Origin of the sequence: Microbacterium sp. SCN 71-21, from assembly GCF_001725695.1 — a bacterium.
Classification (GTDB): Bacteria; Actinomycetota; Actinomycetes; order Actinomycetales; family Microbacteriaceae; genus Microbacterium; species Microbacterium ginsengisoli.
Map to the genome: position 1 here is coordinate 1555 of NZ_MEGA01000052.1, position 15332 is coordinate 16886.

General features: G+C 71.3%; 17 protein-coding genes. 8 read left to right on the forward strand and 9 right to left on the reverse strand.

Annotation, left to right across the window (positions count from 1 at the left end; genetic code table 11):
* From ABT08_RS08825 to ABT08_RS08835, 3 genes are all read right to left on the reverse strand, one after another.
* A partial coding sequence (locus tag ABT08_RS08825; protein ID WP_502685882.1) for a Y-family DNA polymerase occupies positions 1–461 on the reverse strand: 461 nt, incomplete at its 3' end.
* The gene (gene imuA' / locus ABT08_RS08830; protein WP_288114721.1) at positions 458–1189 is read right to left on the reverse strand and encodes a DnaE2-dependent mutagenesis accessory factor ImuA'; all 732 of its coding nucleotides are present in this window, start codon (positions 1187–1189) and stop codon (positions 458–460) included. The genes imuA' and ABT08_RS08825, both read right to left, overlap by 4 nt.
* Positions 1190–1313: 124 nt before the next feature.
* Complete coding sequence (locus ABT08_RS08835; RefSeq protein WP_235557420.1) at positions 1314–2189, reverse strand: DMT family transporter; 876 nt, start codon at positions 2187–2189, stop codon at positions 1314–1316.
* A gap of 57 nt (positions 2190–2246) precedes the next feature.
* On the opposite strand from ABT08_RS08835, the gene ABT08_RS08840 reads away from it, so the two are divergent.
* On the forward strand, positions 2247–2780 hold the full coding sequence (locus ABT08_RS08840; RefSeq protein WP_288114722.1) for a MarR family winged helix-turn-helix transcriptional regulator: 534 nt from the start codon (positions 2247–2249) through the stop codon (positions 2778–2780).
* A 72-nt stretch (positions 2781–2852) separates the two neighbouring features.
* On the opposite strand, the gene ABT08_RS08845 is transcribed toward ABT08_RS08840, so the two are convergent.
* From ABT08_RS08845 to ABT08_RS08855, 3 genes are all read right to left on the reverse strand, one after another.
* A complete protein-coding gene (locus ABT08_RS08845) occupies positions 2853–3350 on the reverse strand; it encodes an HNH endonuclease (protein ID WP_045246728.1) in 498 nt (165 codons plus the stop codon).
* 324 nt (positions 3351–3674) lie between these two features.
* Positions 3675–4577: a M23 family metallopeptidase gene (locus ABT08_RS08850; RefSeq protein ID WP_235557421.1), complete on the reverse strand. Its 903-nt coding sequence runs from the start codon at positions 4575–4577 to the stop codon at positions 3675–3677.
* Positions 4578–4825: 248 nt separating this feature from the next.
* A complete protein-coding gene (locus ABT08_RS08855; protein WP_045246729.1) occupies positions 4826–5527 on the reverse strand; it encodes an iron-dependent transcriptional repressor DtxR in 702 nt (233 codons plus the stop codon).
* Positions 5528–5660: 133 nt separating this feature from the next.
* On the opposite strand from ABT08_RS08855, the gene serC reads away from it, so the two are divergent.
* Positions 5661–6773, forward strand: a complete 1113-nt coding sequence (gene serC, locus ABT08_RS08860) for a phosphoserine transaminase (RefSeq protein WP_288114724.1) — start codon at positions 5661–5663, stop codon at positions 6771–6773.
* A 24-nt stretch (positions 6774–6797) separates the two neighbouring features.
* Here the strand turns inward: serC and ABT08_RS08865 are convergent, their stop codons facing one another.
* From ABT08_RS08865 to ABT08_RS08875, 3 genes are read right to left on the reverse strand one after another with little or no spacing between them, the layout of a single operon-like run.
* Complete coding sequence (locus ABT08_RS08865; protein WP_045246731.1) at positions 6798–7259, reverse strand: SRPBCC domain-containing protein; 462 nt, start codon at positions 7257–7259, stop codon at positions 6798–6800.
* Between the two features lie 44 nt (positions 7260–7303).
* A complete protein-coding gene (locus ABT08_RS08870; RefSeq protein WP_353743285.1) occupies positions 7304–8134 on the reverse strand; it encodes a DUF3027 domain-containing protein in 831 nt (276 codons plus the stop codon).
* A complete protein-coding gene (locus ABT08_RS08875) occupies positions 8127–8510 on the reverse strand; it encodes a cold-shock protein (RefSeq protein WP_045246732.1) in 384 nt (127 codons plus the stop codon). Before ABT08_RS08875 ends, ABT08_RS08870 begins: the two co-directional genes overlap by 8 nt.
* Positions 8511–8616: 106 nt before the next feature.
* Between ABT08_RS08875 and ABT08_RS08880 the strand changes: the two genes are divergently transcribed.
* The 6 genes from ABT08_RS08880 to ABT08_RS08905 all read left to right on the forward strand — a co-directional run bounded on the left by ABT08_RS08880 (position 8617) and on the right by ABT08_RS08905 (position 15269).
* Positions 8617–8892, forward strand: coding sequence for a hypothetical protein (locus ABT08_RS08880; protein ID WP_045246733.1), 276 nt, complete (start codon positions 8617–8619; stop codon positions 8890–8892).
* A gap of 3 nt (positions 8893–8895) precedes the next feature.
* Entirely contained in the window at positions 8896–10617 is a 1722-nt protein-coding gene (locus tag ABT08_RS08885) for a helicase-associated domain-containing protein (RefSeq protein WP_288114725.1), read from the forward strand.
* Between the two features lie 42 nt (positions 10618–10659).
* Complete coding sequence (locus tag ABT08_RS08890) at positions 10660–12312, forward strand: DNA repair helicase XPB (RefSeq protein ID WP_056210242.1); 1653 nt, start codon at positions 10660–10662, stop codon at positions 12310–12312.
* A 75-nt stretch (positions 12313–12387) separates the two neighbouring features.
* On the forward strand, positions 12388–13080 hold the full coding sequence (locus ABT08_RS08895; RefSeq protein WP_045246736.1) for a response regulator transcription factor: 693 nt from the start codon (positions 12388–12390) through the stop codon (positions 13078–13080).
* Between the two features lie 37 nt (positions 13081–13117).
* A complete protein-coding gene (locus ABT08_RS08900) occupies positions 13118–14866 on the forward strand; it encodes a sensor histidine kinase (RefSeq protein WP_288114727.1) in 1749 nt (582 codons plus the stop codon).
* A 115-nt stretch (positions 14867–14981) separates the two neighbouring features.
* On the forward strand, positions 14982–15269 hold the full coding sequence (locus ABT08_RS08905; protein WP_056210245.1) for a WXG100 family type VII secretion target: 288 nt from the start codon (positions 14982–14984) through the stop codon (positions 15267–15269).
* The last annotated feature ends 63 nt before the right edge of the window (positions 15270–15332 follow it).

Here is a 15332-nt window from a genome sequence, read left to right on the forward strand (position 1 = left end):
GCCCGCTCAGCGGTGAAGGGACCGTCGGCGCCCCCGGCGCGCACGTCGGCGACGCCCACCTCACCGAGGGCCGCGCGCAGCACCTGCGCGGCCCGTTCCTCGCCTTCGTAGTAGCGTGCGGGGCCCCGGGCGCGCAGCGCGCACAGCCCCGCCCGCACGATCTGCACTCCGGGGGCGAGCTGTTCGACGCGGCTCACGAGGGGCAGGAACAGCCGGTTGTCGCGGGCGTCGTCGGCGGCGACCACCCGCAGCGCGGGGCACCGCGCCTGGGCGTCGCGCCGTTTCATCCCCCGACGCACCCCGTCGGCGCGGGCCGCCGCCGAGCAGGCGACGACGAGGTTGCCGGCGACGATCGCGACGGCCCCTTCCTCCCCGGGCGGAGTGCCCTCCTCGCGGGCGAGCGCGGCGACGGGCCAGTCGGGGACCCACAGGACGAGGCTGCGCGCGGGGGCCGCCATCATCCCACCGCCCGCAGCAGCGGCACCGCCGCCGGCTCCCGCTCTGCGACCACCCCGTCGGGTGCGGCCACCGCCCGTTCGGGCGCGATGCCGGCGAGCGCGCCGGCGGGGTCGGGCAGCAACAGTCGTGCCCGCCGCGGCACGCCCGCCTGCCGGGTCTGCACCGACACGGTGAGCGCACGCGAGCGCAGATAGCCGTCACCGGCACCCAGCCCGCTCCACTCGGGGGATTCGAGACCGATGGATGCCGCGGCCTGCGGCCACACCCCCTGCACGAGCAGCACCGCGTTGCGTTCGCGCAGCCGGGCGCCGAACCGCGACGCGTCGGCGTCGGACACCCTCCCGGCAGGGCGCACCGCGACGACCGGCAGCACGTCGGCGAGGGTTGCCACGACGGCGAGCCAGCGCGGCCCCGGGTCGGGCACGAGCACGAGTCGCGACAGGTCGACGCCGAGATCGGATGCCGCCTCCGCCCCCAATTCGGGAACCCCCACCACCGCGCACCATGACCCCGTCCGCGAGGGCGCGGCCAGCAGGGAGAGCAGGAGTGAGGTGGAGGGGCCGAGCGCATAGGCTGCGCCGGCACGGAGTCCGCCGCCGGGCAGGAGCCCGGCGAGGGCGGAATGCGTGGGCAGGATCGGGGCGTCGAGCGAGCGACCCTGCATGCGGTCGAGTTGCGCGCGGAGCCGCAGCACCTCGGCGGCGGCGTCTTCTCGCACGATGACCTTCACTCCGACAGATTAGAACGTATGTTCCATTCCTTCAACGTCGTTTTCGAAGATATGAGCGACCACCGACATCCGCTCGCCCCACCGCGTCGCGCCCCGAGGAGACCCCGACGTGGGCGGCTCGACCCTACGTCAGAGCCGGGACACGACGGCGTCTCGGCGGGAGCGACCCCATCACGACCCCGCCCAGCACGAGCACGAGACCGGCGATCTGCGCGAGGCCGAAGGCCTCGCCGGCGAGCGCCACCCCGAGCACGACCCCGGTCACCGGGTTGAGCAGTCCCACGACCCCGACGACGCTGCCGGGCAGGCGGGCGAGCCCCGTGAACCAGGCGGCGTACGCGAGCACGGTGGCCACCACGATGACGTAGGCGAAGCCCGCGATGGCGGGCGGGTCGAGCACCGGCGGCGCCCCCTCGACGAGGATCGCGAACGGCAGCACGACGATGGATCCCGCCACGAGCTGCCAGGCGGTCATCGTGACCGGCGGCACCCCCGCACCCCATTTCGCGGTCAGCACGAATCCGAGGGTCGACGAGAGCATCGCCCCGATCGAGGCGACCACACCCCAGGGGTCGACCGGGCCGCCGCCCGGCCCGAGCATGATCACGACGCCGACGATGCCGACGAGGGCGCCGACGACGGCGATCACCCGGGGGCGCTGGCCCCGCAGCATCCACGACAGCAGGATCATGAAGGCGGCCGACGTCGACATCAGGGTCGCAGCGAGGCTCGAGGGGAGCCGTTGGCCGACGATGTAGACGAGCACGTTCAGGCCGCCGACGGTCAGGGTGCCGAGCACGAGCGAGCGCCACCACCACGAGCCGCGCGGCAGCACCCGCACGAACGCGAGCACGACGAGGCCGGCGGGGAGGCATCGGATCACCCCGCCCCAGAGCGGGATGTCGGGCGGCAGCAGATGCCGGGTGACGACGTAGGTGCTCCCCCAGGCGATGGGCGCGATCGCGGTCAGGAGGATCCAGCGCCATCTTTTATCTTCCACGGAAGATAATCTACCGCGATCTCGACGTTCCCCTTCCATGGAAGATAAGGTCGCGTCATGGATGCCGCCCCCGACCGCGTCGCGCAGATCCAGGCCGACTGGCGGCGCGAGCGACCCGATCTCGACCCGTCGCCACAGGGAGTCATCGGACGCCTGCATCGCCTCGCGCTCGCCCTCACCGCCGAGCTCGTGCCGGTCTACGCCGCCCACAGCCTCACCGAGGCCGAGTTCGACCTGCTCGCGAGCCTGCGCCGCATCGGCGCCCCCTACGAGCTGCCCGCCGGAGAGCTCGCCGCCCACACCATGGTCACCACCGGCGGACTCACCAAGCGCGTCGACCGGCTCGTGCAGCGCGGCCTCGTCGCCCGCACCGGCTCCGCCACCGACGCCCGCCGCCGCCTCGTGCGCCTGACCCCCGCGGGCGTCGCCCTCATCAACGCCGCCTTCACCGACCACATGCACAACGAGCGCCGCCTCGTGCAGCTGCTGAGCGACACGGATGCCGCGGCCCTCGAGTCCGCCCTCACGCACTGGCTCGCCGCGCTCGGCGGCGACGATCCGACCACCCCGGGCGCTCCCCCGGCACGCTGACCCGAGCGCACGCTGACCCGAGCGCGCGGGACGACGCGGCCACCCCCGGTGGCCGCACCCGCCCGTGCGGGGCTACGCGGCGAGCGCCAGGTACGGCTCCCACCGCGGATCGGCCCGCTCGGTGCCGCGCACGGTCCACTGCGCGCCGCGCGGGGCGCCCGGCTCCATGCGCAGCGTCCACGCCATCTCCTGCGGCGTGCGGTCGCCCTTCACGTTGTTGCACCGCAGGCAGCAGGCCACGAGGTTCTCCCACGTGTCCTTGCCCCCGCGCGACCGCGGCTGCACGTGATCGATCGTCGACGCCGCCTTCCCGCAGTAGGCGCAGCGGTTGCCGTCGCGACGCAGCACGCCTCGGCGGGTGACCGGCACCCGGCGCGCGCCGGGCACGCGCACATAGCGGCTCAGGATGATCACGGCGGGTCTGTCGCACGCGCCGCGCAGCCCCACGACGGGGTCTCCTTCGACGCGTTCGACGACCGTGGCCTTCTCGTTCATCACGAGCACGAGGGCTCGTTTGAAGGAGACCACGGCCAATGGCTCATAGCCGGCGTTCAGCACCAGGGTGCGCATATCTCGTGTCCTCTCGAATCGCCGGGACGGCTTCGCGGATATTCGATTCGTGACGCGAGGGAGAGTCTTCAGGGCATGAAAAAGGCGCTGTCTCACAGACAGCGCCTTGGACGCACGGCGACCCCGTGGCATCCGCTCACATGATGCCGAAGGACGAGCAGACCGAGCGCGTCCGTGGTGCGGATGCGAGGTATGCAGCCCATCGGCTTCCTCCGAATCTCTCTCGGCGTCGAGTCAGAGAATAACCCACCACGACACGCCCGGGCGCACAACGGCCCTGAACACGAGGTTGCGTGTCGGGGAACGAGAGAGCGGATGCCTCGCTCAGCCCGCGTTCTGCTGCAGCCAGGCGTACGGGTCGACGTAGTTGCCGTTGATCTTCACCTCGAAGTGGAGGTGGTTGGCGGTCGACTGCCCGGTGGAGCCCATGAGGCCGATGATCTGTCCCACCTGCACCTGCTGGCCGGGCTGCACGAGCACGCCGCCGTCCTCGAGGTGGCCGTAGAGGGTGCTGACCTGCTGGCCGTTGATCACGCTGTCGATGACGATCGCGTGTCCGTAGCCGTAGTAGTAGTTGCCCGCGGCCGCGACGCGCACGGTTCCTGCGGCGGCGGCGAAGATCGGGGTGCCCTGGGCGTTGAGCAGGTCGACGCCCATGTGGGTGCCGCCGCGCGAGAGGAAGCCGTCGCCGACCCTGGTGCCCGCCATGTCGACCGGCCAGCGCACGATCCCGCTGCCGGGGGCGACGAGGCTCAGGTTGACCGACGCGACGCGGCTGACGACGCTCGCCGACTTCGCGCGGGCAGCGGCCGCCTCGGCGGCCTTCTTCTTCGCGAGCTCATCGGCGGTCGTGGCCGAGTAGCTGTCACGCGTGATGCTCGACTGCGAGGCATCCGAGGCGATCACGAGCGACTGGGCGTTCTCGGCGGCGAGCTGCTGCACGGTCTGGGTTCCATCGCCCGAGGAGAACGCGCCGTAGGCGGGGAGGGCGACGGTCGCGACCAGACCGCCGACCATCGTCAGGATGACGACGCTGCGCACGGGGCCGGCCGCGCCCTTGCGGCGGGGAGCGCTGGAAGTGGGGCGCACGGCGCTCGCCACCTGCTTCACCTTTCCCTTGGCCGCCTCTGCGGCAAGACGTGCGCCCTCTCGGGTGCTGCGCCTCGTGGCGGGGGCCGTCGCGGTCTCACCGCTCTCGGGGGTAGGCGAAATCTCGTTATCGGTCACTCAATCCTCCGGCGCCCCTGGCGGCGTGCGCCCGGCTCGTCGGCACTGTGTGTTTCGGGCACGTGGTGCGGGTCGCGGAGGGAAGGACGAGCCGATGGGGCGATTCACTCCGGGTCCGTCGGCGGGATTGTCGCCTGTGGACTGTGACAGGCTACCCGACGGTAACGAACATGTCACGTCGATCTGACGGCGCGTGCGGATGCCGCGGCATCCCGACCCGCGGCGTCGGCGCCCCCGGGCGCCGACGATCAGGCGCGGTCGTCGACGAGGAAGATGTGCGCGGCGACCTCGATCGGCAGCTCCAGCCCCTCGTCGGAGCCGTCCATCTGCACGAGCACGTAGCCCTCGCTGTAGCGATAGGTGCCGGATGCTCCGGGCACGACGCCCGCGCCGCGCAACTGCTGCAGCAGCTCGGGGTCGACCTGGGCGGGCTCGGCGAGTCGGCGCACGGTGCCGGTGACGGGCTCGTCGCTGTCGCCGAGGCGGCGCACGAGTCCGACCACACCCTGCTCGAACGTGGTCGCCGGGCTGTCGCCGAGCTGATCGAGGCCGGGGATCGGGTTGCCGTAGGGCGACTCGGTGGGGTGACCGAGCAGCTGCACCAGTCGACGCTCGACCTGCTCGCTCATCACGTGCTCCCAGCGGCAGGCCTCTTCGTGCACATAGGCCCAGTCGAGGCCGATCACGTCGGAGAGGAGGCGTTCGGCGAGACGGTGCTTGCGCATCACGTCGACGGCCTTCTGGCGCCCCGCGCCGGTGAGCTCGAGCGACCGGTCGTCGGCGACGACGACGAGGCCGTCGCGCTCCATGCGCCCGACCGTCTGCGAGACCGTGGGTCCGGAGTGCCCGAGCCGCTCCGAGATGCGGGCACGCAGCGGGATGATGTTCTCCTCCTCGAGCTCGAGGATCGTGCGCAGATACATCTCGGTGGTGTCGATGAGATCGGTCATGCGGAGTCCTCGGGGCGCAAGAAGGGAATGAGGAAACCCTATCCAATCCCCGCCGACACCGGGCCGCGCGGTGGGGCGATCGCGTGCGTCATGGGGGCGTCGCGGCATCCGTCGCGCCTTTAGGATCGGTGTCATGCCCCATGTCGTGCTGCCCCGCGAGATCCTGCCCACCGACGGACGCTTCGGCTGCGGGCCGTCGAAGATCCGCGCCGCCCAGCTCGAGCACCTCGTGGGCCCCGGTGCGAGCATCCTCGGCACCTCGCACCGCAAGTCGCCGGTGAAGAACCTCGTCGGCAGCACGCGCGCCCGCCTTGCGGAGCTGCTGCGCCTGCCCGCCGGCTACGAGATCATCCTCGGCAACGGCGGATCGACCGCCTTCTGGGATGCCGCGGCATTCGGTCTGATCGAGCGCCGGGCGCAGAACCTCGTGTTCGGCGAGTTCGGCGGCAAGTTCGCGAGCGCCGCCGCGGCACCGTGGCTCGAGGCGCCCGATGTGCGCAAGGCGGAGCCCGGCACGTCGCTCGTCGCCGAGGCGGTCACGGGCGTCGACGTCTACGCGTGGCCGCACAATGAGACCTCCACGGGCGTCGCCACCGAGATCCGTCGTGTGCACGGCGACGAGGGCGCGCTCACCGTCATCGACGCGACGAGCGCCGCGGGCGGCATCGACTTCTCCGTCGCCGAAGCAGACGTCTACTACTTCGCGCCGCAGAAGAACCTCGGCTCCGACGGTGGGCTCTGGTACGCGGCGGTCTCGCCCGCCGCGATCGAGCGCATCGAGCGCATCGCCGCCTCGGGCCGCTACATCCCGGAGTTCCTGAGCCTGAAGAACGCACTCGACAACTCGCGCCTGCAGCAGACGCTCAACACCCCCGCGGTCTCGACTCTGCTGCTGCTGGAATCCCAGCTGGAGTGGATCCTCGAGAACGGCGGGCTGCAGTGGGCCGACGCCCGCACCCACGAGTCGTCGCAGGCGCTCTACGACTGGGCCGAGGCATCCGAGGTCGCAACCCCGTTCGTCGTGAACCCCGCCGACCGCTCGCCGGTGGTGGCGACGATCGACTTCGTCGAGGGGGTGGATGCCGCGGCGATCTCCGACAGCCTGCGCCACAACGGCATCGTCGACACCGAGCCCTACCGCAAGCTCGGCCGCAACCAGCTGCGCATCGCGACGTTCGTCTCGATCGAGCCGGACGACGTGCGCCAGTTGATCCGCAGCATCGACTACACGCTCGAGCACCTCTGAGCCGGGGCGTGCCCCGACGGCACGTCAGGGTTCGAGGTGGGCGGCGAGGTTGGCCAGCGACGAGGTAATCCCCGTCGCATGGTCGCGCGCGCGGATGCCGGGCGGCACGTCGCGCGCCTCGATCGTGACCTCGGCGCCCTCGGGAGTGTCCCGAACGCGCCATTCCATGGTCATGACGCCGGCGATCCCCGTGTCGTCTCCGACGAAGGTGACCGCCTGCACGATCCGCTCGCCGGGCACGACCTCGATGATGCGCACATCGCTCACGTCGGCATCCGCCGTCGTCTTGCCCGGCGCGCCGGACGGATCGTCGTAGGTCAGCACGAGCCGGTAGCCGCCGCCGGCGCGCAGATCGAAGCGCTCGAACCGGCCGCGCATTCCGGCCGGCGGCAGCCAGGTGAGCAGTGCATCGGGGTCGATGAGCGCCCGGAACGCCTCGGCCGGGGAGACATGCACGAGCAGGCTCGCGCGATCGGTGCGCCGCATGCTCGCAGGCTACTCGCGACGCTCGCGCCGCGGGTCAGCTCGTTCTAGTCGCGGCCCTCGTCGGCGGACGTCGCCGCATCGGCGTGGTCATCCCGGTCGTCGGCGTCATCCGCGTCGTCGTCGTCGTCGAGATGGTCGTCGAGCTCGTCGGTGTCGTCGTCGCCCTCGAGGTCGTCGCCGCCGTCGAGGTCGTCGGTGTCGAGATCGTCCTCGTCGATGTCCACGCCGTCGACGTCGCCGGCGTGCAGCAACGACTCGTCGGCGTCGAAGTCGTCGTCCTCATCGTCGTCGTCCGCGTCCTCATCGAGGTCGTCGTCATCATCCAGGTCGTCGTCGAGGTCGGCATCGCCATCGGCCTCGTCGAGCTCGTCGGCATCGGATGCCGCGGCGAGCTGCGCCTGCTGCTCCTTGTACTCGGCGAGGCGCACCGCCCACGGCACCCAGTCGGGCGCCAGCAGCGCGTCATCGCCCGGAAGCAGCTCGACTTCGAGCACGGTCGGCTCGGTGTCGGCGACGCGGGCGAGGGACACATTCCAGAACCAGCCCGGATAGCCCGGCTGCGTCGTCGTGAACAGCAGTGTGATCACGCCGCCGGGCTCCGCACGATATCCCGCAGGCTCGCCGATGTTCGCGGCCGGGGTGATCTCGGCGAGCGCGGCGCGGGCCAACTCGACGCTGTTCAGCAGTTCGGGATCGGGGTCGACGTCCGGCTCCGCGGCCATCTCGGCACCGTGCTCCGGCTCGACCGCGACATCAGGCTCGGCCGCGAGCTCAGGCTCGGCCGCGAGCTCAGGCTCGGCCGCGCCGGTCGGCTCGACCACCGCATCGGTCGGGATCGGGGCATCCCGATCGTCGACGCCCTCGATGTCAGGCATCGAGGTCGTCCGCGACCTTGCGCAGCACGGCGGCGACCTTCTTGCCGTGCGAGCCGCTCGGATAGCGGCCGTGACGCAGATCGGCGCCGATGCCGTCGAGCAGCTTCACGAGGTCCTCGACGATGACCGCCATGTCGTCGGCGTTCTTGCGCGAGCGCTTGGCGAGGCTCACGGGAGCCTCGAGCACACGCACCGACAGTGCCTGCGGTCCGCGCTTGCCGTCGGCGACGCCGAACTCGACACGGGTGCCGGTCTTGGGCGCCGCGGAACCCGCCGGCAGCGCCGTGGCGTGGAGGAAGACGTCCTGACCGTCGTCGGTCTGGATGAAGCCGAAGCCCTTCTCCTCGTCGTAGAACCTGACCTTGCCGGTGGGCATGGGAGAACCTCGCTGAATCGGCCCCGCAGGGCGGGGTGGGAACGTGTGCTGGCGCGGTGCGCCATCCCCTCAGCCTAGGCCACGCGTACCCATTAGGCTGATGCCGATGAGCAATCGCACTCAGGGGAACGACGTCCCCGTCCGCAGGATCGACCGGGTCCTTGTGTTCATGTCGCTCGGCATCCTTGTGCTGTCGATCCTGTGCTTCTTCGCCGTGATCATCGGCACGTGGCTCGGCATGCACCAGGCCGATTTCCTGACGGGCGCATGGCCGGTCGTCGCGGTCCTCCCCCTCATCGGGCTGCCGATCGCCTTCGTGCTGATGATGGTCGTCATCATCATGTCGTTCGTGCGGAGGGCTCGGGCCAACCGGGGGAAGTGACCCGTGCCTCGGTCCTCTGACGAACGCGCGCTCGCGAGCGCCCTCGCAGAGCTGACCGATGCCCAGCTGGTCGTTGTGCTCGACGCCCGGCAGCTGCCTGCCGCGGGGTCCTGGGACGACTTCTTCGACCTCGCCGACACCCTCCTCGACGACGCCGCCGTGACCCGCACCCTCGCCGCCCTCACCCGTGCCGAACTGCACGACCTCCACGCGGCGGGCACCTCCCCACTGCCGACCACCGCCTCACCGCGCCTGCGGGAGCTGGCCCTTCTCGACGCCGACGGCGCCCCGCTCTCCTCCGTGGCGGCCAAGGCCGCCGAGGCGACGGATGCCGCCCCCTTCTCCCTCACGGACGCACCGCCGCCGAGCAGCGCCCTGGCGACGGGCACGGCGGCCGAGCAGGCGATGACCTCCGCAGCCGCCCTCGCCGACCTCGTCGTCTGGTCCTCGTCGAACCCCTTGGCCCGCACGGCGACGGGGGCTGTCACAGCGACGGAGCGAAAGCGACTCATCGAGGCGGGCGCGATCACCGACGCCGCCGAGCTCGACGACCTGGTCGCGCTCGGCGCGACGGCCGGTCTCCTCACGGCCGTCGACCGCGAATGGCTCGCGACCCCCGACGGCGCCGAATGGCTCGAGCTCGGCGCCGTCGACCGGTGGCGGCGCGTGGCGGAGGCGTTCGCGCGGTCCCTGCCCCGCGGCATCCGCTCACCCGACGGCGGATACGCGGCATCCACGGTGTGGCCGGGTGCCTACCCGCGCGACACCGCCTGGCCCGCCGCCGCGGCGTCCCTCGTCTCGCAGGCCACCCGATGGGGGCTGATCGCCGCCGACGGCTCGGAGCCCGCGTGGGCCGCGCCGCTGCGCGCCGGCGCTCTCGCCGACGTCGCCGCACTCGCCCAGCATCTCGCCCCGGAGATCGACCGGGTCTATGTGCAAGCCGATCTGTCGGTGATCGCGCCCGGCACGCTGGTGCCGGCCGTCGAGCTGCGCCTGCGCGCCATGGCCCACCGCGAGACGCGCGCGCAGGCCTCGACCTACCGGTTCAGCGCCGAGACGCTGCGTGCCGCCGTCGCCGCCGGCGAGACGGCCGACAGCCTCCGCGCATTCATCGCCGGCATCTCGTTGACCGGCATCCCGCAGCCGCTCGACTACCTGATCGACGAGGCCGCCGACCGCCGCACGGTCGCGCGCGTGGGCATCGACCCCGTGTCGGGGAACACGATCGTCTCCGCCGACGACCCGCAGGTGCTCGCCACCATCGCCGTCGACCAGGCGGTGCGTCCCGTCGGCCTCGTGCGCGACGGCGACCGGCTCGTGTCCCGCGTCTCGCGCGACGCCGTCTTCTGGACCCTCGTCGACGCCCGCTACTCCGCCGCCGCGATCGACGCTGACGGCGATGTCGAGCGGTTGCGGCGCCGCACGGCGAGCCCGGCACCGGTCGCGGCCGTCGCCCCGGCCGAGCGCTACGCGCCCCTCATCGCCCGGCTGCGCGCCGCCCACAGCGAGAACGCGGATGCCGCGTGGCTCGAGCGCGAGCTCGAACAGGCCGTCAAGACACGGGCGACGATCGAGGTCGCCGTCGAGCTTCCGGGTGGCGACCTGCGCTCGTTCACGATCGAGGCGACGGGCCTCGGCGGCGGTCGTCTGCGCGGCCGTGACCGCGCGGTCGACGTCGAGCGCACCCTTCCCGTCTCGAGCATCCGCAGCGCTCGCCCCGTCTGAACGCAGCCGCCGCACCTGCTCCGGGCGGTAGACTGAGCGGCTATGTCAGACGGCCCCCTCATCGTGCAGAGCGACCGCACCGTGCTCCTCGAAGTGGCGCATCCCGCCGCGGAGGACGCGCGGCACGAGCTCGCGGTGTTCGCCGAGCTGGAACGCGCACCCGAGCACATCCACACCTATCGCATCACCCGCCTCGGGCTGTGGAACGCGCGCGCCGCGGGGCACGCGGCATCCGACATGCTCGCGACCCTCGACCGCTGGTCGCGGTTCCCGGTTCCGCCGTCGGTGTCCACCGACATCCGCGAGACCGTCGAGCGCTACGGGCGCCTGGTGATCGAGCGTGACGACGTGCCCGGCTACGAGGACGCCCTGGTGCTGCGGTCGACGGATGCCGCGGTGCTCACCGAGGTGGCCCGCAACAAGCGCATCCAGCCGCTGCTGATCTCCCACCCCGACGCCGGCACGTACGTGATCGACGCGTGGGCGCGTGGGCACATCAAGCAGGAGCTGCTGAAGATCGGATGGCCCGCGGAGGACCGCGCCGGCTACACGCCGGGCACGCCGCATCCCATCGACCTCGATGAGGGCCCGTGGCATCTGCGCCCCTACCAGCGCAAGGCCGTCACGACCTTCGCCGAGGGCGGGTCGGGCGTCGTGGTGCTCCCCTGCGGCGCGGGTAAGACGCTCGTCGGCGCGGCGGCGATGGCCGAGACCAAGACCACGACCCTCATCCTCGTGACGAACGCCGTCAGCGCCCGGCAGTGGCGCGACGAGCTTCTCAAGCGCACGACCCTCACCGCCGAGGAGATCGGGGAGTACTCCGGGCAGGTCAAGGAGGTCAAGCCGATCACGATCGCGACCTATCAGATCCTCACCGCGAAGCGGAAGGGCGAGTACGCCCACCTGTCCCTGCTCGATGCGCTCGACTGGGGCCTCATCGTCTACGACGAGGTGCACCTGCTGCCGGCCCCGGTCTTCAAGCTCACCGCCGACCTGCAGGCCCGTAAGCGCCTCGGCCTCACCGCCACCCTCGTGCGCGAGGACGGCCGTGAGGGCGACGTCTTCAGTCTCATCGGCCCCAAGCGCTTCGATGCGCCGTGGAAGGAGATCGAGTCGCAGGGCTTCATCTCCCCCGCCGCCTGCTACGAGGTGCGGGTCGACCTTCCGGCAGGCGACCGGCTCGAGTACGCGGCGGCCGCCGATGAGGAGCGCTACCGTCTCGCGGCGACCGCGCCCGCCAAGATCGACGTCGTGCGTCGCCTCGCCGACCGGCACGTGGGCGAGCAGATCCTCGTGATCGGTCAGTACCTCGATCAGATCGACACCCTCGCCGAGGCGCTCGACGCCCCGAAGATCACCGGCGCGACCCCTGTCGACGAGCGCGAACGGCTCTACGCCGACTTCCGCGAAGGCCGCATCCCGCTCCTCGTGGTCTCGAAGGTCGCCAACTTCTCGGTCGATCTGCCCGAGGCATCCGTCGCCATCCAGGTGTCGGGGTCGTTCGGCTCCCGCCAGGAGGAGGCCCAACGGCTCGGCCGCCTGCTGCGCCCGAAGACCAGCGGTCACACGGCGAGCTTCTACACGCTCATCGCGCGCGACACGGTCGACCAGGACTTCGCCCAGAACCGTCAGCGCTTCCTCGCCGAGCAGGGCTACGCCTACACGATCCTCGACGCCCACGGCATCGCGGCCTGAGACGTTCGGGGCGCGCATCGGCGTGTTTCCGGATGTCTCAGCCCCCGCACGGGCGCAGATCACCATAATGAAGGCATGACTGCTGCACGCATCCTCGTCGTCGACGATGAGCCCAACATCCGCGATCTGCTGGTCACGAGCCTGAACTTCGCGGGCTTCCAGGTCCGGGCCGTCGCCAACGGGGCGCAGACCATCTCGGCCGTCCTCGAAGAGGAGCCCGACCTCATCGTGCTCGACGTGATGCTGCCCGACATGAACGGCTTCAGCGTCACCAAGCGCCTGCGCGAGGCCGGCTACACGGCCCCCATCCTGTTCCTGACCGCCAAGGACGACACCGAGGACAAGATCACCGGCCTCAACGTCGGCGGCGACGACTACGTCACGAAGCCGTTCTCTCTCGACGAGATCGTCGCGCGCATCCAGGCGATCCTGCGCCGTACGATGCAGGCCGACGAGGAGTCGGTCATCCGCGCCGGCGAGATCACCATGGACCAGGACACCCACGACGTGTTCGTCGGCGACGCCACCATCGAGCTCAGCCCCACCGAGTTCAAGCTGCTGCGCTACCTCATGCTCAACCCCAACCGCGTGCTCTCGAAGGCCCAGATCCTCGATCACGTGTGGGAGTACGACTTCAACGGCGACGCCGGCATCGTGGAGAGCTACATCTCCTACCTGCGCCGCAAGATCGACCCGCACGCCAGCGAGCCGCTCATCCAGACCAAGCGCGGCTTCGGCTACATGCTGAAGGCCGGCAAGTCGGCCTGACCGGTGCGCGCTGCGCACGCGGCGGCGTGATCGTCAGATGAGCGCCGCCAAGAGGGATCCGCTCACCGCCTGGTGGCGGAACATCAGCCTGCGGGCAAAGGTGACCGGGGTCACCGTCGCCGTGCTCGTCATCGGGCTCGTCGCCGCCGGCTTCGGCACGATGGTGTTCCTGCGCACGACGCTGCTCACGAACCTCGACACCACCCTGCTGCAGCTCGTCGGGCCCACCGGCGTCAACCAGCTCATCACGGTCACGACGGATGACGGCGCCGCGACCTTCGAGCGCAACAAGAGCGCCGTCGCGACCGACTACTTCGTCGCCATCTACGCCCCGGGCACGGGCGAGCGGCTCATCACCGCCGGCGGCGAGCCCGGCGCGCCGCAGCCGAACTTCCCGGCGACCTTCGCGCTCGACACCGCCTACACGCAGCAGGAGACGGTCTTCGAGCTGACCGGCGAGGACGACACGCACTTCCACGCGACGGTCTCGGTCACCCAGGTGCCCGGCACGAGCGCCTTCTACACGCAGATGGTCGTGATGCCGCTGGCTCCGACCGACCGTGTCGTGGCGACCTACCTCGGCATCTTCTCCCTGCTCGCGATCTTCATCGTGATCGCGAGCGCGTTCCTGGTGCGCTGGGTCGTGACCCTCACCTTCCGAAGCCTCGGCGCCGTGGAGCGCACGGCCGAGCTCATCGCCGCCGGCGACTTCAGCCAGCGCATGTCGGACGTCGAATCGGAGACAACGGAGGTCGGGCGTCTCAAACGCGCGCTCAACGCCATGCTCGGCCGAGTCGACGAGTCGCTGTCGCAGCGCGACGCCACGGTGCGGCAGATGCGCCGCTTCATCGGCGACGCGAGCCATGAGCTGCGCACTCCGCTGGTGACCGTGCGCGGCTACGCGGAGCTCTACCGCATGGGAGCGATCCCCGAGGGAGCATCGACCGCGCAGGCGATGGAACGCATCGAGAAGGAGGCCATGCGCATGGGCGCCATGGTCGAGGATCTCCTCGCGCTCGCCCGGCTCGACGAGCGCCGCGACATCGAGGTGGTGCCACTCGACCTGCGCCCGATCGCTCGCGACGCCGCGCTCGACGTCGGGGCGTCGGCCCCCCAGCGCACGGTCACGGTGATCGACACGACGGCGGCGCACACGCGGATCCCGGATGCCGCGCATCCGACGCCGGGCGAGGCGCCCGAGCCGGAGACTCCCGCCGCCAAGCGGCGCGGGCGGGCTGCGGCATTCGCTCGCACCCGAGCCGCGGGAACGCTGGCACGCCTGCGCCGCCGACCCCGCACCGGCGAGGACGTCGGCACGGGAGAGCTCGCGGTGATGACCGAGCCGGTGTACGCGATGCCGCCGATCGTGATGGGCGAGGAGAATCGCGTGCGACAGGTCGTGGCGAACCTGCTCGGAAACGCGCAGAGGTTCTCCGCCCCTGACTCGCCGATCGAACTGCGGGTGGGCACCGACGAGACGGCCGGCCTCGGGTGGATCGAGGTCATCGACCACGGCGAGGGCATCCCCGAGCAGATCCGCGAGCAGATCTTCCAGCGGTTCTGGCGGGCCGACACCTCCCGCGCGCGCGAGACCGGCGGGTCGGGTCTCGGACTGTCGATCGTCGCGTCGATCGTCGATGCGCTGCACGGCTCGGTCGAGGTGAGCGACAGCGCGGGCGGGGGCGCGACATTCCGGGTGTCGCTGCCGCTCGCTGTGCATCAGGATGTCGCGGCGCACCTGCTGATCGAGACCCAACCTCTCCCCCGTCTCAGCCGCGCGGACTGACGCGCGTCCTCCCCAGTCGGGCGTGCGCATGCGCTCTCCCCCGCGTGGTCGTCCCGTCAGCGGCCGCGCTGCCGCGGCGCCCTAGCGTGGGGGCACCAGACGAAAGGAGCCTCCCATGGCCGTGTTCTCCGCCGACAGTGACCAGATCCTCGCCGCCACCGGTGCCGTGCGCGGCACCATCGACCGGCTGCAGGGCGAGGCGGCCACGCTTCTCGCCCAGCTCACGCACCTGCAGTCCAGCTGGACGGGCTCGGCCGCCCTCGCTTTCCAGGGCAGCATCGATGGATGGCAAGCGACGTACCGCACGGTGGAGGAGAGCCTCGCCGGCATCAACGCCTCGCTCGTGCAGGCCGGCCAGGCCTACGCCCAGACCGAACAGCTCAACCTCGCACTCTTCCGCTGAGCGGGCGACGAGCCACATTCGCTCGCCACCGATGCGAAACGGCGGATGCCCCGGACCGTGAGG